General features: G+C 74.2%; 15 protein-coding genes. 6 read left to right on the plus strand and 9 right to left on the minus strand.

Annotation, left to right across the window (positions count from 1 at the left end):
* Positions 1-40: 40 nt before the first annotated feature.
* The 5 genes from V6D49_RS02280 to V6D49_RS02300 are packed head-to-tail and all read right to left on the minus strand — an operon-like array spanning position 41 to position 5439.
* Positions 41-856, minus strand: a complete 816-nt coding sequence (locus tag V6D49_RS02280) for a DUF1295 domain-containing protein (RefSeq protein WP_340556616.1) — start codon at positions 854-856, stop codon at positions 41-43.
* Entirely contained in the window at positions 853-2175 is a 1323-nt protein-coding gene (locus V6D49_RS02285) for a cyclopropane-fatty-acyl-phospholipid synthase family protein (RefSeq protein WP_340556618.1), read from the minus strand. Before V6D49_RS02285 ends, V6D49_RS02280 begins: the two co-directional genes overlap by 4 nt.
* A complete protein-coding gene (locus V6D49_RS02290) occupies positions 2172-3446 on the minus strand; it encodes a cyclopropane-fatty-acyl-phospholipid synthase family protein (protein WP_340556620.1) in 1275 nt (424 codons plus the stop codon). Before V6D49_RS02290 ends, V6D49_RS02285 begins: the two co-directional genes overlap by 4 nt.
* On the minus strand, positions 3443-4165 hold the full coding sequence (locus tag V6D49_RS02295) for a DUF1365 domain-containing protein (RefSeq protein ID WP_340563630.1): 723 nt from the start codon (positions 4163-4165) through the stop codon (positions 3443-3445). Before V6D49_RS02295 ends, V6D49_RS02290 begins: the two co-directional genes overlap by 4 nt.
* Positions 4166-4167: 2 nt before the next feature.
* The gene (locus V6D49_RS02300; RefSeq protein WP_340556621.1) at positions 4168-5439 is read right to left on the minus strand and encodes an NAD(P)/FAD-dependent oxidoreductase; all 1272 of its coding nucleotides are present in this window, start codon (positions 5437-5439) and stop codon (positions 4168-4170) included.
* 200 nt (positions 5440-5639) lie between these two features.
* Here V6D49_RS02300 and V6D49_RS02305 point away from each other — a divergent pair, with 200 nt between their 5' ends.
* The 4 genes from V6D49_RS02305 to V6D49_RS02320 all read left to right on the plus strand — a co-directional run bounded on the left by V6D49_RS02305 (position 5640) and on the right by V6D49_RS02320 (position 10542).
* A complete protein-coding gene (locus tag V6D49_RS02305) occupies positions 5640-7271 on the plus strand; it encodes a molybdopterin-dependent oxidoreductase (RefSeq protein WP_340556623.1) in 1632 nt (543 codons plus the stop codon).
* A gap of 134 nt (positions 7272-7405) precedes the next feature.
* Positions 7406-8083, plus strand: a complete 678-nt coding sequence (locus tag V6D49_RS02310) for a fasciclin domain-containing protein (RefSeq protein WP_340556625.1) — start codon at positions 7406-7408, stop codon at positions 8081-8083.
* Positions 8084-8305: 222 nt separating this feature from the next.
* Positions 8306-9265, plus strand: a complete 960-nt coding sequence (locus V6D49_RS02315) for a LysR family transcriptional regulator (RefSeq protein ID WP_340556627.1) — start codon at positions 8306-8308, stop codon at positions 9263-9265.
* Between the two features lie 122 nt (positions 9266-9387).
* Positions 9388-10542, plus strand: a complete 1155-nt coding sequence (locus tag V6D49_RS02320) for a S1 family peptidase (RefSeq protein WP_340556629.1) — start codon at positions 9388-9390, stop codon at positions 10540-10542.
* 24 nt (positions 10543-10566) lie between these two features.
* On the opposite strand, the gene V6D49_RS02325 is transcribed toward V6D49_RS02320, so the two are convergent.
* The 4 genes from V6D49_RS02325 to V6D49_RS02340 all read right to left on the minus strand — a co-directional run bounded on the left by V6D49_RS02325 (position 10567) and on the right by V6D49_RS02340 (position 13976).
* A complete protein-coding gene (locus tag V6D49_RS02325) occupies positions 10567-10875 on the minus strand; it encodes a 4a-hydroxytetrahydrobiopterin dehydratase (protein ID WP_340556631.1) in 309 nt (102 codons plus the stop codon).
* Positions 10876-10957: 82 nt separating this feature from the next.
* Positions 10958-11980 carry an MBL fold metallo-hydrolase gene (locus tag V6D49_RS02330; protein WP_340556633.1) on the minus strand — a complete coding sequence of 341 codons (1023 nt, stop codon included), beginning with the start codon at positions 11978-11980 and terminating at the stop codon, positions 10958-10960.
* A complete protein-coding gene (locus tag V6D49_RS02335) occupies positions 11977-13086 on the minus strand; it encodes an aminotransferase class I/II-fold pyridoxal phosphate-dependent enzyme (protein ID WP_445330452.1) in 1110 nt (369 codons plus the stop codon). Before V6D49_RS02335 ends, V6D49_RS02330 begins: the two co-directional genes overlap by 4 nt.
* Before the next feature lie 74 nt (positions 13087-13160).
* A complete protein-coding gene (locus V6D49_RS02340) occupies positions 13161-13976 on the minus strand; it encodes a SigB/SigF/SigG family RNA polymerase sigma factor (RefSeq protein WP_340556634.1) in 816 nt (271 codons plus the stop codon).
* Positions 13977-14204: 228 nt separating this feature from the next.
* Between V6D49_RS02340 and V6D49_RS02345 the strand changes: the two genes are divergently transcribed.
* Both V6D49_RS02345 and V6D49_RS02350 read left to right on the plus strand, forming a co-directional pair.
* Positions 14205-15173, plus strand: coding sequence for a TIGR03557 family F420-dependent LLM class oxidoreductase (locus V6D49_RS02345; protein ID WP_340556636.1), 969 nt, complete (start codon positions 14205-14207; stop codon positions 15171-15173).
* A 35-nt stretch (positions 15174-15208) separates the two neighbouring features.
* A complete protein-coding gene (locus V6D49_RS02350; RefSeq protein WP_340556638.1) occupies positions 15209-16396 on the plus strand; it encodes a baeRF2 domain-containing protein in 1188 nt (395 codons plus the stop codon).
* Positions 16397-16405 lie beyond the last annotated feature (9 nt).

Raw genomic sequence — 16405 nt, forward strand, 5'->3', positions numbered from 1 at the left:
CGCGGGGCCACGGCGCTTCGTCGTCGCGTCAGTCGTCCCGTCACCGCCTCCCACGGGGTGGCAGCGGGAAGAAGCCGCTCGTGCGGGCCGCGTACTCGGCGTAGCCGGGGCGCTCGGCCATGTGGGCCTCCAGCAGCCGCTTGCCGCTGCCCTTGGTCAGCAGCAGGCTCATCACCACCGGGGAGACGAGCGTCGCGGCGGCCACCGCCCAGCCCCCGGGGGCGGCCAGCAGGTACAGGCCCCACCAGACGCAGAAGTCCCCGAAGTAGTTCGGGTGGCGGGTCCAGCTCCACAGACCGCGGTCCATGATGCGGCCCTTGTTCGCGGGGTCGGAGGTGAAGCGGGCGAGTTGCCGGTCGCCCACGGCCTCGAAGAACAGGCCCGTCAGCCACACCACGACCGCGAGCACCGCCAGGGGGCCGAGCCCGGAGGGCACGTAGAGGGCCGCCTGCACCGGCAGGGACACCAGCCAGACCAGCCCGCCCTGCAGCAGGTACACCATGCGGAAGGCGTAGGCGTTGCGGCTGGTGCCGGGCGGGGCCTTGGACAGCATCCGGTCGTAGCGCGGGTCCTCGCCCCTGCCCCGGCCGCGCAGGGCGATGTGTCCGGCCAGCCGCAGCCCCCACACGGCGGTGAGGACGGTGACGAGCAGCCGACGGCCGTCGTCACCCTGCCCGCTGGAGAGGACGTATCCGGTCAGGGCCACGGCGACGAAGCCGAGCCCCCACGCCACGTCCACGATGCGGTGCATCCCCCGGACGACGGCCACGGCGAAGGTGACGAGCATGACGGCGAGCGCGCTGCCCGCCGCGAAGGCCAGGTTGAGGGCGAAGTCGCCCCAGGGGAAGCCGTTCACGGCGTCGTCCCTTCGTCGGTGTGCCACGCGCGCGGCGTGCCGGTCATGCCGCTGTCCCCGTCGGGGCCGGGGCGGACGCCGAGGATCTGGTCGACGCCCATGCGGCGCTCCTCGAAGGCGAGGGCCCCGCCGACGAGGTAGAGCCGCCACACCCGCGCGGTGCGCAGGCCGACCAGGGCGACGACGTCGTCCCAGCGTTCCTCCAGCGTGCGGTGCCACGCCTGGACGGTGTGGACGTAGTCCTCCCGCAGCGACTGCGTGTCGCGCACCTCCAGCCCGGCGTCCTCCAGCAGGGACACGGTCTGGCCGAGGGGGCGCATGTGCATGTCCGGCGCGATGTAGGTCTCGATGAAGGCGCCGCCGCCCGGTGCGGTCGCGCCCCGGGACATCTGCTGCACCAGGACGCGGCCCCGGGGGCGGAGCATGCGCCGCAGCATCGCGGCGAACTCCGGGTACTGCGCGTCGCCGACGTGCTCCCCCATCTCGATGCTGACGGCGGCGTCGAACCCGCCGCCGTCGATGTCCCGGTAGTCGCACAGCTGGACGTCGACCCGGTCGGCCAGGCCGCGTTCGGCGGCGCGGGCCCGGACGAAGGCGGCCTGCTCGGCGGCGAGCGTCACCGACGTCACCCGCACACCCCGGTGTTCGGCCGCGTAGAGGCTGAGCGAACCCCAGCCGCAGCCGACGTCGAGCAGCCGCATGCCGGGACGGAGGTCCAGCTTGCGGCAGATCAGCTCCAGCTTGTCCCGCTGGGCGTCGGCCAGACCGTAGCCCTCCGTGTCGGGCGGGGAGGTCCAGTATCCGCACGAGTAGGCCATGGACGGGTCGAGCAGCAGTTCGTAGAAGGCGTTGGACAGGTCGTAGTGGTGGCTGATGGCCGCGCGGTCGCGCCGCTTGCTGTGCAGCGCGCCGGACAGCCGGGCCTGTTCGGCCGGGGACGCGGGCCGGGGGCCGGGTACCCCCAGGCGGACGGCCGTTCGGGCGGCGTCCCCCAGGAGTGCGGCGCTCGCCCGCAGGTCGCCGGGGCGCAACCGGGGCGGGTGCAGTCCCCGTTCGCGCACGGCCCGCCAGACGTGGCGCAGGCCGTCGCCGAGGTCGCCCTCGACGTCGAGGTCGCCGGTGATGTAGGCCTCGGCCAGGCCGAGTTCGCCGGGCTGCCACAACAGCCGGCGCAGGGCGCGCCGGGAGGTGAGGACGACGACGGGGGCGTCGGTGGGGCCGGCCTCGTCGCCGTCCCAGGTCCGCAGCCGCACGGGCAGCGGACCGCCGAGGAACTGGGCCGCGAGGTCGCTGAGCCGCGTGGCGGCACCGGTGGTCACGAGGGGATCTCCTGCGGGTCGTGCGCGGGCGGGGTGGTCAGCAGCAGGTGGTGGACATCGAGGTAGCCGGAGCGGAACCCGGCCTCGGAGTAGGCGAGGTAGAAGGTCCACATGCGCCGGAACGTGGCGTCGAAACCGAGCGCGTCGACCTCGTCGGCGCGTTCGGTGAAGCGCTCCCGCCACAGGCGCAGCGTCTCGGCGTAGTGCGGGCCGAAGGCGTCGCACCGGTCCAGGCGCAGGGCGGTGTGGGCGGCGGTCACCTCCCGCACCGCGGTGGTGGAGGGCAGGAAGCCGCCCGGGAAGATGTACTTCTGTATCCAGGTGTAGGTGTTCCGGGTGGCCAGCATGCGGTCGTGGGGCATGGTGATGGCCTGGACGGCGATCCGGCCGCCGGGCACGGTCAGCCTCTCCAACGTCCGGAAGTAGGTGGGCCAGAACTCGGCCCCCACCGCCTCGATCATCTCGACGCTCACCACGGCGTCGTACCGTCCGGTGACCTCGCGGTAGTCGGCGAGCAGGACGGTGACCGCGTCGGCGTGCCCGGCCGCCGCGATGCGCCGCTGGGCCAGCTCGCGCTGCTCGGCCGAGAGGGTGACGCTGACGACGGTCGCCCCCCGGGACGCGGCCCGCAGGGCCAGCTCGCCCCAGCCGGTGCCGATCTCCAGCAGCCGCGTGCCGGGGCCGACGCCCGCGAGGTCGAGGAGCTGGTCGATCTTGCGGTGCTGGGCGGCGGGGAGTGTGTCGAAGGAGGCCGGGAAGCCCCGGAAGAGGGCCGCCGAGTAGGACAGCGTCTCGTCGAGGAAGAGCCCGAAGAGGTCGTTGGACAGGTCGTAGTGGCGGTGGATGTTCTCGCGCGAGCCGTCCGGGGTGTTGCGCTGGGACGTCGGCTGGCGGCCGGCCCACAGGGCGCGCAGGCGCTGGAGGGGTGCGGGCACGAGCTCGGCGATGTGGGCGGCGAGGACGGTCAGGACGCCGACGAGGTCCTCGGCCTCCCACTCCCCGGCCATGTAGGACTCCCCGAAGCCGATGAGGCCGTGGGCCGCGACGCGCCGGTGGAACGCGCGGGGGTCGCGCAGTTCGAGCAGCGGGCCGCCGAGACCGACGTCCGGGCCGTCGGGCCGCCGGACCCGCAGGGGCAGACGGGACAGGGCCCGGCGGACCAGCCGCTCGGCGATCAGCACCCGCGCCGGGGAGACGCGTGGCACCTCCGCCACGTCAGGCCACCGCACGGGATCGATCGCGGTGGCTCGGGCAACTGCGGACACGTTCACTCCACACCCTCCTGGGCCTGGTGACGGGGACGGGGAAGCACGGGCAGGCCGCGCAGGTACAGGCGGACGCCGTGCAGCCGGATGGCGGCGGAGACGGCGAGGGTCGACCACGGGTGGCGCAGCGCCGCCCGGAGCAGCTCGCGGACGCCGGCGGGTCGGCGCCGGCCCCGCACGGTGGCGGTGAACGGGCGGGCGCCGTCCCGTTCGAGGTGGACGGTCAGGTCGAGCCGCTCGCCGGGTTCGGGCAGCCGCATCCGGTAGCCGCCGTCGACCGGGAAGAACGGCGAGACGTAGAACTCCTTGGCCACGCTGACCCGTCCGGCCTCCCCCGGCCTCAGCAGGTAGCAGTGCCGCTCGCCGTAGGTGTTGTGCACCTCGGCCACCACGCAGGGGCCGGAGCCGTCCTCGGGGGTGCACCAGTAGAGCGTCAGCGGGTTGAAGACGTGGCCGAGCACGCGGGCGTGGGCCAGCATCACCGCCCGGCCGTCGCCGAGGCGCACGTCGTGGGCGGCCAGGTAGCGGGCGAGCCCCTCCCGCAGGGAGGACGCGGTGCCGGCGAAGTGGTCGCGGGCGTCGAAGCGGGCCAGCGGGCGCAGCGGCCGGGGCAGCCGCGGCGGGTGGTCGACGTCGATGAGCCACAGGTAGGTGCGGTGCCGCAACGTGTGCCGCAGCGGCCGGTTGCGGACGTGCACCACCTCGCTGGGGTAGAGCGCGGGCACGCTCACCACTCCACCCCCAGGGCGCGGGCGGCCTCCACCCCGGAGCGGCAGCCGTCCTCGTGGAACCCCCAGCCGTGGTGGGCGCCGGCGTAGGCGGTGACCGGGCCGCTGAGAGCGGGCAGTTCGCGCTGGGCCGCCACGGACTCGGGGGTGTAGACGGGGTGCTCGTAGACCATCTCGGCCAGCACCTTCGCCGGGTCCACGCGGTCGGCCCCGCCGAGGGTGACGACGTGCGGCCGGGTGGCGGGCAGCCGTTGCAGCCGGTTCATGTCGTAGCTGACCCGCACGGCGTCCGCGCCGGAGTCGCAGGCGGGCATCAGGTAGTTCCAGGAGGCCCGGGCGCCGGGGCGGCGGGGCAGGAGGGAGTCGTCGGTGTGCAGCTGGGTGGCGTTGCGGGAGTAGCGGAACGCCCCGAGGACCCGGCGTTCGTCCTCGGTCGGGTCGGCCAGCAGCCGCAGCGCCTGGTCGGGGTGGACGGCGACGACGACCGCGTCGTAGCGCTCCGCACCGCCGTCCGCCGTGACGACGTCCGCCCCCTCGGCGTGCCGGCGCACGCTGCGCACCGGTGTGCCGGTGCGGACGACGGGGATCTGTTTGGCCACGCGGTCGACGTAGGCGCGGGAACCGCCGGTGACCGTCCGCCAGGTGGGCGAACCGGTGACCGAGAGCATCCCGTGGTGGTCCAGGAACCGGAACAGGTACCGGGCGGGGTAGCGCAGCGCGGTGTCGGCCGCGCAGGACCAGACCGCCGAGACCACCGGCGTCATGAAGTGGGTGACGAAGTAGCGGGAGAACCGCGCGTGGGCGAGGAACTGGCCGAGTGTGGGTTCGGCCTCGCCCTCGGGCGTGGCCAGGAGGGCGCGGGCGCGCCGGTGGAAGACGGGCACCTCGGTGAGCAGCCGCAGGTAGGCGGGGCGCAGGGCGTTGCGGGGGTCGGCGAACAGGCCGCGCGGGCCGAGCGCTCCGGCGTACTCCAGTCCGCATCCCTCGCACCGCACCGACATGCTCATCTCGGACTCCTGCGTCTCGACGCCCAACACGTCGAACAGGCGCAGGAGGTGGGGGTAGGTGCGCCGGTTGTGCACGATGAACCCGGAGTCGACGGCGTGCGTGGTGCCGTCGGGGTCGGTGACCTCGTGGGTGTGGGCGTGGCCGCCGAGCCGGACGTCGGCCTCGTAGAGCGTGACCTCGTGCGCCTGGCTCAACACGTATCCCGCCGTGAGTCCCGCGACCCCGCTGCCGATGACCGCGGTGCGCCGTCGTTCGCCTGGCATGCCACTTCCCTCCCTGGGCCCCACGGATGCGCGCCCGCGTCGCGCGGGCCGGGGCGTCGAGGGGCATTCGGTGCCGACGGCCGGGCGGATTGGTCCGGCGTGGATCATTCCTGGAACGCGGTCGCAGCCGACACGCCGCACCGCCGGGCGGATTTCACTCGATCGAAGGTCGTACCAATCCGCCGGGCGGCGGGGCCCGAATGCGGGATGTGAAGACGAACTCGGCACGACGCCTCCGCCTGTCGGCGCTCGGCGCGCTCAGCGGCCTGCTGGCCGCCGCGTCCGCCCTGGGCGCCGCAGAGCTGGTGTCCGCGGCCGTCCGGCCGGAGTCCGCTCCGCTCACCGTCATCGGTGGCTCGGTCATCGACGCGACGCCGCAGGCGGTCAAGGAGTGGGCGGTCCAGACGCTCGGCCCGGACAACAAGACGTGGCTGCGGCGCGGCGTGCTGGTCTTCGTCGCGCTGTTCGCCATGGGCCTCGGCGTGCTCGGCCTGCGTCACCGGCGGATCGCCTCGGCGGGCGTGCTGGTGTTCGGCGTGGTCGGCGTACTGGCCGCGCTGAGCCGCCCGGCCGCCGAGACGGGCGACGTGCTGCCCCCGGTGGTCGGGTCCGTGGTCGGGGCAGGGGTGCTGTACCTGCTGGCGGGACGACTGACCACCGCACCGGCCGACACACCACCACCGACGGACGGCGGGCTGCCGAACGGCGGCGGCTCCGTCGTCGCTCCGGGCGCGGACCAGGGGTTCGACCGGCGGGGATTCGTCCTCGCCGCGTCCGTGGCGGCGGCCGCCTCGGCGGGCGCGGGCGCTCTGGGTCGGCGCCTGAACAGCTCCAGTGGGGCCGAGGCGGCCGCGTCCCGTACCGCTGTGTCACTGCCCGCTCCGGACGTGGCGGCCCCGGCGCAACCCGCCGGTGCGGACCTCGGCATCCGGGACGTCGCACCGTTCCGCACACCGAACGACGCGTTCTACCGCATCGACACGGCCCTCCGGGTGCCCCGGGTGGACGCCACGCGGTGGACCCTGCGCCTCCACGGCGCGGGCGTGCGCACCCCGCTCACGCTCACCTTCGACGACCTGCTCGGGCGGGAGCTGGTCGAGCGGGACATCACCCTCACCTGCGTCTCCAACCAGGTCGGCGGCCCCTACGTCGGCAACGCCCGGTGGATCGGCGTCCGGCTCGCGGACGTGCTGCGGGAGGCGGGCGTACGGGCGCCGTCGGTCGGCGGGCCCGCCGACCAGCTGGTGGCCCGCTCGGTGGAGGGCATGACGATCGGCACGCCGGTCGAGACCGTCCTCGACGGCCGCGACGCCCTCCTGGCCGTCGGCATGAACGGCGAGCCGCTGCCGTTCGACCACGGCTTCCCGGTGCGCATGGTCGTGCCGGGGCTGTACGGGTACGTGTCCGCGTGCAAGTGGCTGCGCGAGCTGGAGCTCACCACGTTCGCCGACTACGACGCCTACTGGGTCAAGCGGGACTGGGCGGCGCAGGCGCCCATCAAGACCCAGTCGCGTATCGACACCCCGCGTCCGCTCGCCTCGGTACCGGCGGGCACGGTGCCGGTGGCCGGGGTCGCCTGGGCACAGACGCGCGGGGTGGCCCGCGTCGAGGTGCGGGTGGACGAAGGCCCCTGGCAGCGTGCCGAGCTGGCGCCCGTCGCCACCGACGACACCTGGCGCCAGTGGGTGTGGCAGTGGCCCGCCACGCCGGGCCGGCACCGGCTGGAGGTGCGCGCCACCGACGGTGACGGGCGCGTCCAGACGGCCCGCCGCACCGGGACCGTCCCCGACGGGGCGTCCGGACATCACTCGGTGGTGGTCACCGTCGACTGATTCCACCGCCCCCGGGGTCCGGGGCCCGCCCCCGGCTTGCCCCTCGAAGACCGCTTCATCCCTTTACGACCAGATTCCTTCGCCCCCGAAAGAGGGTCTCGTCCGAGACCCGCGACCTACTGGAGAGAGTCACCATGAACAGCTTCCGTCGCGTCCGTCGTTCCGCCGTGGCCGTCGTCGCCGCCGCCGTCCTCCCGCTGGCCATCACCGCCTGCGGCTCCGACGGTGACTCCGCGAGCGACGACTCCACCGCCGCCGCGCAGGAGGAGACCAGCGAGCCCACCGATGACACCGAGGGCACCGAGGACTCGGACGCAACCGAGGACGCCATGACGGCCGAGCCGTTCGGTCCCGGCTGCGCCGCCGTCCCGGAGGACGGCGAGGGCAGCTTCGACGGGATGGCCCAGGACCCGGTCGCCACCGCCGCCTCCAACAACCCGGCCCTGTCCACCCTGGTGACCGCCGTCACGGAGGCCGGACTGGTCGACACGCTCAACAGCGCGGAGGACATCACGGTCTTCGCGCCGACCAACGACGCCTTCGCCGAGATCCCCGAGGAGGACCTGAACGCGCTGCTGGCCGACAAGGAGCAGCTGACGCAGGTGCTGACCTACCACGTCGTCGGTGAGCGCCTGGAGCCCGCCGACCTGGAGAACGGCACCTTCAAGACGCTGGCCGAGCAGGAGGTGAAGACCTCGGGCTCCGGTGAGGAGTACCAGGTCAACGACAGCTCCAACGTCGTGTGCGGCAACGTGCAGACCTCCAACGCCACGGTCTACATCGTGGACGAGGTGCTGATGCCGCAGTCCTGATCCCCTCGACCGATGCCGCCGCCCGACCGGCCCGGGCGGCGGCATCGCCGTGTCTCCACCCGGCCGCGCCATGGAAGCACCTTGCCGCATCGTGGAGCGGGCCGTAATTTCACCCGCAGGGCGTGTGCGACGAGTTCACGCACGGGCCTCACCCCCCACACCGGACCGCTCACCGGCCGCCCACCGAGCGCCCGGACAGCGCGGTCCGCGAGAAGAGGACTCATGGACCTGGAGCTACGGCACCTGAAGGTGATCCGCGCGATAGCCGACGCGGGGAGCCTCACCCGTGCGGCCACCGCGCTCGGCCTCGCACAGTCCGCGCTGAGCGGACAGCTCAAGCGGATCGAACGCGCCCTCGGCGGGGCTTTGTTCGTCCGCGACCGCACCGGCGCCCATCCGACGCCGCTCGGCGAGCTCGTTCTGGACCGCTCGCGCGTCCTGCTGCCCGCGATGCGTCAACTGGAGGAGGACGCGCGTCGGTTCGCCCGCTCCTGGGGCTCGGCTCCGCGCTTCCGGATCGGCGGCACCCACGGGCCGCTGCTGGGCGGCCTGGTGGACCGTCTGGCCGGTGCCCACCCCACGGCTCCGGTGAGCACCTGCACGGCCTGGTCGGTGACCGAACTGGCCGACATGGTGGCGCAGGCCCGGCTCGACTTCGCTCTGGTCGGCGTGTGCGGGGACGGTACGCCCCCGGCGACCGGGCGGTTGGAGTGGCAGTTCGTCGGGCGCGACCCGGTCTTCGTGATGCTGGCCGAGGACCATCCGTGCGCGGACGAGGAGGAGCTGGAGCTGGGCAAGCTCGCCCAGGAACGGTGGGTCGCGGCCCCGGGGAGCGGCTGCTTCACCGACTGCTTCACCGCCGCCTGCACCCAGGCGGGGTTCACCCCCGTCTCCCTCTTCGAGACGGACATCGCGGCCTGTGTGCACCTGGTCCAGGTGGGGCGGGCCGTCGGACTGTGCCGGGCGACGTTCCCCCCGACACCCGGCGTGGTGACGGTGCCCCTGGCCGGGACGCCGCTGAGCTGGCGTCACCTGATCGGCCACGACCGCAACTCCCCGGCGGCCGAGGCGGCACCCGCCGTCGTCGTGCACGCGCGCGCGGCGCACCGGGACGCGGCCGCCCGCAGCCCGCGCTACAGCCGCTGGCTGGAGGCCAACCCCCATTTCCACCTGGGTGGTTGACGGGTCGGAAACAGGAGGTGGCCTCCATCACACCGTAAGAGGTGTTCTTTGGCAGGTACACGACCTGGTGGTTCCGGGGCTAACTTCTTCAGCGCACCCCCCAAACACTGAGGAGAACCCCCATGCTCCACAGGACACGTGTGATCGCGGGCGCCGCCGTGGCGATCGCCGCACTGGGCATCTCGACGCTCCCCGCCACCGCGGGAGCGGCCGAGGCCCCCAAGGCCGACACCGCCGCCCAGCTGCCCGCCGGCATGCTGAAGGCCATGGAACGCGACCTCGGCCTCACCCAGGCCCAGGCCAAGACGCGGGTCGCGAACGAGGCCGAGGCGAGCACGCTCGCCCCCCGGCTGGAGAAGGCACTCGGCGACGAGTTCAGCGGCGCGTGGGTGACGGGCCCCACCGCCGAACTGGTCGTCGCGACCGCCGACCGCGGCCAGGCCGCCGCGATCGAGCGGGCCGGCGCGAGAGCCGAGGTCGTCGAGCACAGCCTGGCCGAGCTGGAGTCGGTCCGGGCGAAGCTGGACCGGGCCGCGAAGGGCGACAAGAAGAACGCCGCCGACGCCGCCGTGTGGTACGTCGACACCCGCTCCAACAGCGTCGTCGTGCACGCCGAGGACACGGCCGCCGCCAAGAAGTTCGTCGCCGCGAGCGGCGCGGACCGCGACGCCGTCAAGGTCGTGCGCTCCGACGAGCAGCCCCGGCCGCTGTACGACATCGTGGGCGGCGACGCCTACTACATGGGCAGCGGCGGCCGCTGCTCGGTCGGCTTCTCCGTGCGCCGCGGGTCCACCCCGGGCTTCGCGACCGCCGGGCACTGCGGTCGGTACGGCACGTCCACCTCCGGCTACAACGGGGCCTCGCAGGGCACCTTCCAGGGGTCCTCGTTCCCCGGCAACGACATGGCCTGGGTGGCTGTGAACAGCAACTGGAACCCGACGCCGTACGTGCGTGGCAGCAGCTACCGCGTGGCCGGTTCGAACCAGGCCCCCGTCGGTTCGTCCATCTGCCGCTCCGGCTCGACGACCGGCTGGCACTGCGGCTACGTCCAGCAGTACAACTCCACCGTCCGGTACCCGCAGGGCACCGTCTACGGTCTGGTCCGCACGAGCGTCTGCGCCGAACCGGGTGACTCCGGCGGCTCGTACATCTCCGGCAGCCAGGCCCAGGGCGTGACGTCCGGCGGCTCGGGCAACTGCTCCTCCGGCGGCACCACGTACCACCAGCCGATCAACGAGATCCTGAACTCCTACGGTCTCACGCTGGTGACCGGCTGACGTAAGCGCCCGTCAGGGCACGGCTCAGCGCGCACCATGGCCCGCCGCGATCTCCTCGATCCGGCGGGCCAGTCGCGTGTCCAGCTCCGTGACGCGACCGCCGACGCTGTGGGTGTTCACCGCGACGCCGACGGTGTCGTAGCCGAGCGCCACGTCGGAGTGGTGGTCCAGCTCCTCGTGGAGTGCGGCGATGTGCATGACCAGGGCGGCGGCCGGCAGATGGCCGGGCAGGCGGTAGGTGCGGGTCAGCCGATGGCGCTCGTGCCGCCAGCCGGGCAGGTCGGCGAGTGCGGTCGACAGTGCGGCGTCGCTGAGGTGCTCGGGTGCGGGCATGATGGCGTTCCTCTCCACGGGCGGATTCACGGACGGACGGCGGGCCGACGGGAGTGACGGCCTCACGCCGCCGGCCGACGGTTCAGGGCAGGGTGCGGGAGCCCCCCACGGGGAGTGTCCAGAGGTCCTCGGGCGGACGCCCGTCCGCCGCCCACTCCTCGCGGACCCGGATCAGCGGCTCCAGGGGCGGCTCGCTCGACAGCAGGAACGTCGCCCAGTGCATCGGGGCCATCCGGGCCGCGCCGAGGTCGCGGCAGGCCCGTACCGCCTCCCGGGGATCGGTGTGCACCGACCGCAACAGGGAGCGCGGCGCGTAGGCGCCGATGGGCAGCAGCGCGAGGTCGATGCCGGGGTACCGGCGGCCGATCTCGGCGAACCAGTGCCCGTACCCGGTGTCCCCCGCGAAGTGCACCCGGCGGCCGTCCGGCGCGGTGAGCATCCACCCGCCCCACAGCGAGCGGCAGGTGTCCAGCAGCCCGCGCTTCGACCAGTGGTGGGCGGGGACGAAGTCCAGCCGGACGCTTCCGCCGCCCGGCGCGGGGAGCTCGGCCGCCTCCCACCAGTCCAGTTCCGTCACCCGGGTGAACCGGCGGCGTGCGCACCAGCGGGCCAGCCCGGCCGGGACGAACAGCGGGGTCCCGCGCGGCAGCCGCGCCAGCGTCGCCGCGTCGAGGTGGTCGTAGTGGTTGTGCGAGATGACGACGGCGTCGACGGGCGGCAGCGCCTCCCAGGCCACGCCCACCGGGGTGACCCGTTCGGGTGTGCCGAGGATCCTCCGGGACCACACCGGGTCCGTCAGCACGGTGAGCCCGGCGATGCTCACGACCCAGCTGGCATGTCCGGCCCAGGTCACCGCGACCGTCCGCGGGCCGGCCTCGGGCAGCGGGCCGGGCTCCACCGGCAGCCGGGGCACCTGCGCCCGCACGTCCTCCGCGCGCGGCCGGAAGCGGCCCGTGAGGCCGGCGCGCAGCACGGCCCCGGTGCCGGGCAGCGGCTCGGTGAGCCGGTCGGCGAAGCTTCGCGGCCGACGGCCGCGCCGCTCACCGGCGGGGCGCGGCGGCGCGGCGGGCCGCGACGAGCCGGTGTCCTCGTGCTGTTCCGTCATCGTCGACTCCCCGTGGATGAGTGGCCCGTCAGGTCGGCCAGGGCGGCTTCCACCCTCGCCAACGCCTCGTGCCCGTCCCGGTGTTCCGGTGCCGGGGCGGCCGGTGCGGCGGCGGTCAGCCGGACGTGCAGGGCGCCCGGACGGTCCCCGAAGCGGTGGCCGCCCAGCACTCCGGTGCCGAGCCGCACGACGAGCGCGGCCTCCAAGGTAGCGGCGTCCGTGGCACCGCGCGCGGCCAGCTGCGGGCGCAGGGGCTCAAGATCCGCGTAGACGTGCCGCCCGGCCTGCGGTGGCCGGCACACCCCACCCGCGGCCGCCACCGCCCGGCTCAGCGCCCCGGTGTGGCGCCCTGCGGCGCGGGCGGCCGCTTCCGCTTCGGCCCGCAGCTCCACCGGCTCCTCCAGCGCCCGCGCCACGGCCCGCGCGTCGCCCGCGTGCGCGTCCAGCGCGTCCAGCACGTGCCGGACGGCCCCGGCCCGGGCCTCCCCGCGCGCGGTGGCGGGGAACCGGGCCAGCGCCGCGCCCGGCCCCTCCGCCCCCTCCGCCCCGGGCAACGGCGCGGCACGGGGGTCGGTGAGGACGACGACGTCCTCGGCGTCGGCTCCGTTCGGGTGCAGGATCTCCGCCGGGGAGACGATCACGGTGGCGTGCGGGTCGTGCGAGGTGTCGCGCAGGCTCTCGTCACTGACGATGACCAGGCCCTCCCCAGCCGCCGCCTCGCACACCTCGTGCAGCAGCTCCGGCGGCGGCACGGTCCCGGTGGGGTCGTCGACGACGGAGAGCAGCAGGACACCGGGGCGCAGGCCCGCCGCCCGGTCCCGGCGCACGGCCTCCAGCAGGGCGAACGGATCGGGCACACCGCCGCACTCGGCGGGCGTCGGCAACCGGTGCGGCGCGCGGCCGAGCAGCAGGGCCTGCGCCAGGTGCCGGACGGGACCGGGCGCGGGCACGTAGACACGGTCCGGCGTCGCGGCCAGCAGGGCGAGGAGCAGCAGGTCGGCGCTGCGCGCCGGCACCACCTGTGCGGTTTCGGTGGGCAGGCCGCGCCGCCGCCAGTAGCCGCAGGCGGCGACCCTGAGGTTCGGGCTCCCGCCCTCTTCGCGCATCCGTGCCCTCCGCTGCCGCTCCTTACTCCACGATCGCAGTTCCCCGGCGCCGCCGCGCGGCGCCGGGGCGGTGGTCAGTTCCGGAGGCGGACCGCCGACCGCTCGACGTCCGCGTGCAGGCGGTCGCAGGTGCGGTTCAGCAGCCGTGAGACGTGCATCTGGGAGATGCCGAGGTGCTCGGCTATGCGGCTCTGCGTCATGTCGCAGAAGAAGCGCATGTAGAGGATGTGGCGTTCACGCTCGGACAGCCGGCGCAGGGAGGGTTTGACCGCCTCGCGGGCGAGGACGAGGTCGTAGCCGCTCTCGCGCGTGCCGAGGGCGTCCATGAGGGAGAAGCCGTCGTCGGAGCTGGGCGTCTCCGCGTCGAGGGAGAGCGTGCTGTAGCTCTCCATCGCTTCGGAGCCCGCGCGCACCTCCTCCTCGGTGAGCCCGGTGTGCTCGGCGACGCGGCTGACGCTGGGGGCGTGGGTGTCGAGCCCGGTGTTGAGCTGACGGTGCGCGGTGCGGACCCGGTTGCGGAGTTCCTGCACCCGGCGGGGTACGTGCAGGCCCCAGGTGTGGTCGCGGAAGTGGCGCTTGATCTCACCGACGATCGTCGGGACGGCGAAGCTCTCGAAGGCGCTGCCGTGCGCCGGGTCGTACCGGCCCACCGCCTTCACCAGACCGAGGGCGGCCACCTGTTCCAGGTCCTCCAGCGATTCGCCGCGGTTGCGGAACTGGCGGGCCAGTCGCCGGGCCATGGGCATCCAGGCGCGGACGATCTCCTGGCTCAGCTCCTCGCGTTCGAGCCCCTCCGGGAGGCCGGCCAGCCGGCGGAAGCGCTCGGCCGTGTCGGGGGCGTCGTCGTGCGGATGGCGTGTGCTGCGGTTGCGCGGTGCTGCGAGGGTCATGCGGGTCTCTCCCAAGCGGGGTCGTACTGCGGGGCACGGGAGGGACACGCCACCGGACCAGTGGGCACCCGGGCGGCGGTCGTGACGCTCCCAAGGATGTGCCTACGGTCCGAAGCACGACGGGGCGATTACCCCTGACTGCGGGGACGAAACAAGGTTTTTCACTCCCTTCACGCGGTACCCGGACTCTGTTCGCGATCTTGCGACGACATGGTGGGTGAACGGGTGATGACCGAGTACGGGTACTTCCTCGCCTGCGAGGACCACGGGCCGAAGGCCCTGGTGGAGCAGGCGAGAATGGCGGAGGACGCGGGGTTCACGGCGCTGTGGATCTCGGACCACTTCCACCCGTGGACGGACGCACAGGGTCACAGCCCCTTCGTGTGGTCGGTGATCGGCGCGCTGTCGCAGGTCACGTCCCTGCCGGTGCAGACGGCGGTCACCTGCCCCACCGTGCGCGTGCACCCGGTGGTGGCCGCGCACGCGGCGGCGACCGCGGCCGTCCAGCTGGACGGCCGCTTCCGGTTCGGCGTGGGCAGCGGCGAGGCGCTGAACGAGCACGTCACCGGTGAGCGCTGGCCGCCCGCCGCCGTCCGGCTGGAGATGCTGGAGGAGGCGGTGGAGGTGATGCGCAGGCTCCACACGGGAGAGCGGGTCACCCATTACGGCCGTCACTACACCGTCGAGAACGCCCGGCTCTACGACCTGCCGGAGGAGCCGGTGCCGATCGACGTCTCCGGTTTCGGCCCGGCCGCCATCGAACTGGCCGCCCGGATCGGCGACGGCTTCGTCTGCGCGGGCCCGCAGGAGGAGTCCGTGCGGCGGTTCCACCACGCCGGAGGGGGACGGCAGGGCGGGCAGGCCCCGACCTTCACCGGGCTCAAGGCGGCCTACGACCGCAGCCGCGACGAGGCGGTGCGCACGGTGCATCGCCGCTGGCCCAACCTGTTCCTCCCCGGTGAGCTGGGACAGGTCCTGCCGACACCGGCCCACTTCGAGCAGGCGGCCGAGCTGGTGACGGAGGCGCAGGTGGCACGGTCCCCGATCCCCTGCGGTCCGGACCCCGAAGCCCACATCGCCTCGCTGCGCAGCGGTGCCGAGGCGGGCTTCGACCGGGTCTTCACGAGCCAGCTCGGTTCCGACGTGCGGGGGTTCTTCGACTTCTACCGCACCGAGGTCCTGCCCCGGCTCACCTGACCACCGCACAACCCCCTACCCGGGAGACGTACTTCATGAATCTCGCATTCCTCAGCCCGCTCTACGACCGCTCGGGCCCGTGGGCCAGCGCCTACGTCGCGACGGCCGGCGGCACCGAGGACGCGGCCGCCCGGCAGGAGCTGCTGGCCCGCGAGGCCCGCGAGGCGCTGGGCGGTCAGGGCGCGGACGACGCCACGTGCCGCGCGGTGTACGAGGCCCTGCGGACGGTCCCGGACGGCGCCAATCCGCCGGGACGCGCGGTTTTCGCGACCGAGGGGCGGGTCGTCCTCGACCGGCCGCTGTCCACGACGCCGGAGAGCCGCGTGGACGTCAGCTGGGCACCGCTGCCGCACGCCGCGCCGCTGGTCGACCTGGCCGCGACGGAGCCGGTGTGCCTGCTGGCCCGGATCGACCGGCAGGGCGCGGACTTCGAGCTGCGCGGACCGCTGAGCAGCGCGCCCGCGGGCGGCGCCGAGGGCGAGGACTGGCCGCTGCACCGCACCGGGAGCGCCGACTGGTCCGAACGGCACTTTCAGAACGCGGTGGAGAACACCTGGGAGCGCAACGCGGCTGTCGTCGCCGAGGCGCTGGCCGAACACCGGGAGCGGACCGGTGCCGAGGTCGTGGTCCTCGCCGGGGAGCAGCGCGAGTGCGTGGCGGTGCGCGACCGGCTGCCGGAGCCGCTGCGCGAGGTGACCGTCCTCGCCGAGCACGGCACCCGCCACCCGGGCAGCAGTGCCAGGGCCGGTGAACACCTGCTGGACCAGGAGCTGGCCGAGATCCGCAGGACCCACGCCGAACGGCACACCGCGGAGGTGCTCGACCGCTTCCGCGCCGGACGCGGCCAGGGCGACGGCGGCCGGACGGACGCCGCCGAGGGCGTACCCGCCCTGGTGGAGGCGGTCCGGGAGCACCGGATCGCGCAGTTGCTGGTGCGGACCGGAGGGCCGGACCTCGGCCGGGAGGTGTGGGTCGGCCGGGAGCCGGAGCAGATCGCGGTGCGCCGCACGGACGCGAAGATCCTCGGCACCGGTGAGCCCCTCTCGGCCCGGGCCGACGACGCGCTGCTGCGGGCCGCCGCGGCCACGGGCGCGGAGGTGCTGTCCGTCCGGCCGCTGATGGACCCGGAGGGGACGGGCGCGAACGTCGCCGACGAGCCGGCCGGCGGCTTCGGAGCCGTCCTGCGCTGGCCGTACGCCGAGGGCGAGACGGAGGGCGGCTGAGGGGCCGGT

It is taken from the genome of Streptomyces sp. GSL17-111 (assembly GCF_037911585.1).
Classification (GTDB): Bacteria; Actinomycetota; Actinomycetes; order Streptomycetales; family Streptomycetaceae; genus Streptomyces.

What these genes read in the sequence shown, in the direction of transcription:
- V6D49_RS02335 (WP_445330452.1), bottom strand. Translation starts at nt 13,086, where the DNA reads ATGCGCGAAGAGGGCGGGAGCCCGAACCTCAGGGTCGCCGCCTGCGGC.
- V6D49_RS02315 (WP_340556627.1), top strand. Translation starts at nt 8,306, where the DNA reads ATGGACCTGGAGCTACGGCACCTGAAGGTGATCCGCGCGATAGCCGAC.
- V6D49_RS02310 (WP_340556625.1), top strand. Translation starts at nt 7,406, where the DNA reads ATGAACAGCTTCCGTCGCGTCCGTCGTTCCGCCGTGGCCGTCGTCGCC.
- V6D49_RS02330 (WP_340556633.1), bottom strand. Translation starts at nt 11,980, where the DNA reads ATGACGGAACAGCACGAGGACACCGGCTCGTCGCGGCCCGCCGCGCCG.
- V6D49_RS02325 (WP_340556631.1), bottom strand. Translation starts at nt 10,875, where the DNA reads ATGCCCGCACCCGAGCACCTCAGCGACGCCGCACTGTCGACCGCACTC.
- V6D49_RS02345 (WP_340556636.1), top strand. Translation starts at nt 14,205, where the DNA reads ATGACCGAGTACGGGTACTTCCTCGCCTGCGAGGACCACGGGCCGAAG.
- V6D49_RS02300 (WP_340556621.1), bottom strand. Translation starts at nt 5,439, where the DNA reads ATGCCAGGCGAACGACGGCGCACCGCGGTCATCGGCAGCGGGGTCGCG.
- V6D49_RS02305 (WP_340556623.1), top strand. Translation starts at nt 5,640, where the DNA reads ATGCGGGATGTGAAGACGAACTCGGCACGACGCCTCCGCCTGTCGGCG.
- V6D49_RS02350 (WP_340556638.1), top strand. Translation starts at nt 15,209, where the DNA reads ATGAATCTCGCATTCCTCAGCCCGCTCTACGACCGCTCGGGCCCGTGG.
- V6D49_RS02320 (WP_340556629.1), top strand. Translation starts at nt 9,388, where the DNA reads ATGCTCCACAGGACACGTGTGATCGCGGGCGCCGCCGTGGCGATCGCC.
- V6D49_RS02340 (WP_340556634.1), bottom strand. Translation starts at nt 13,976, where the DNA reads ATGACCCTCGCAGCACCGCGCAACCGCAGCACACGCCATCCGCACGAC.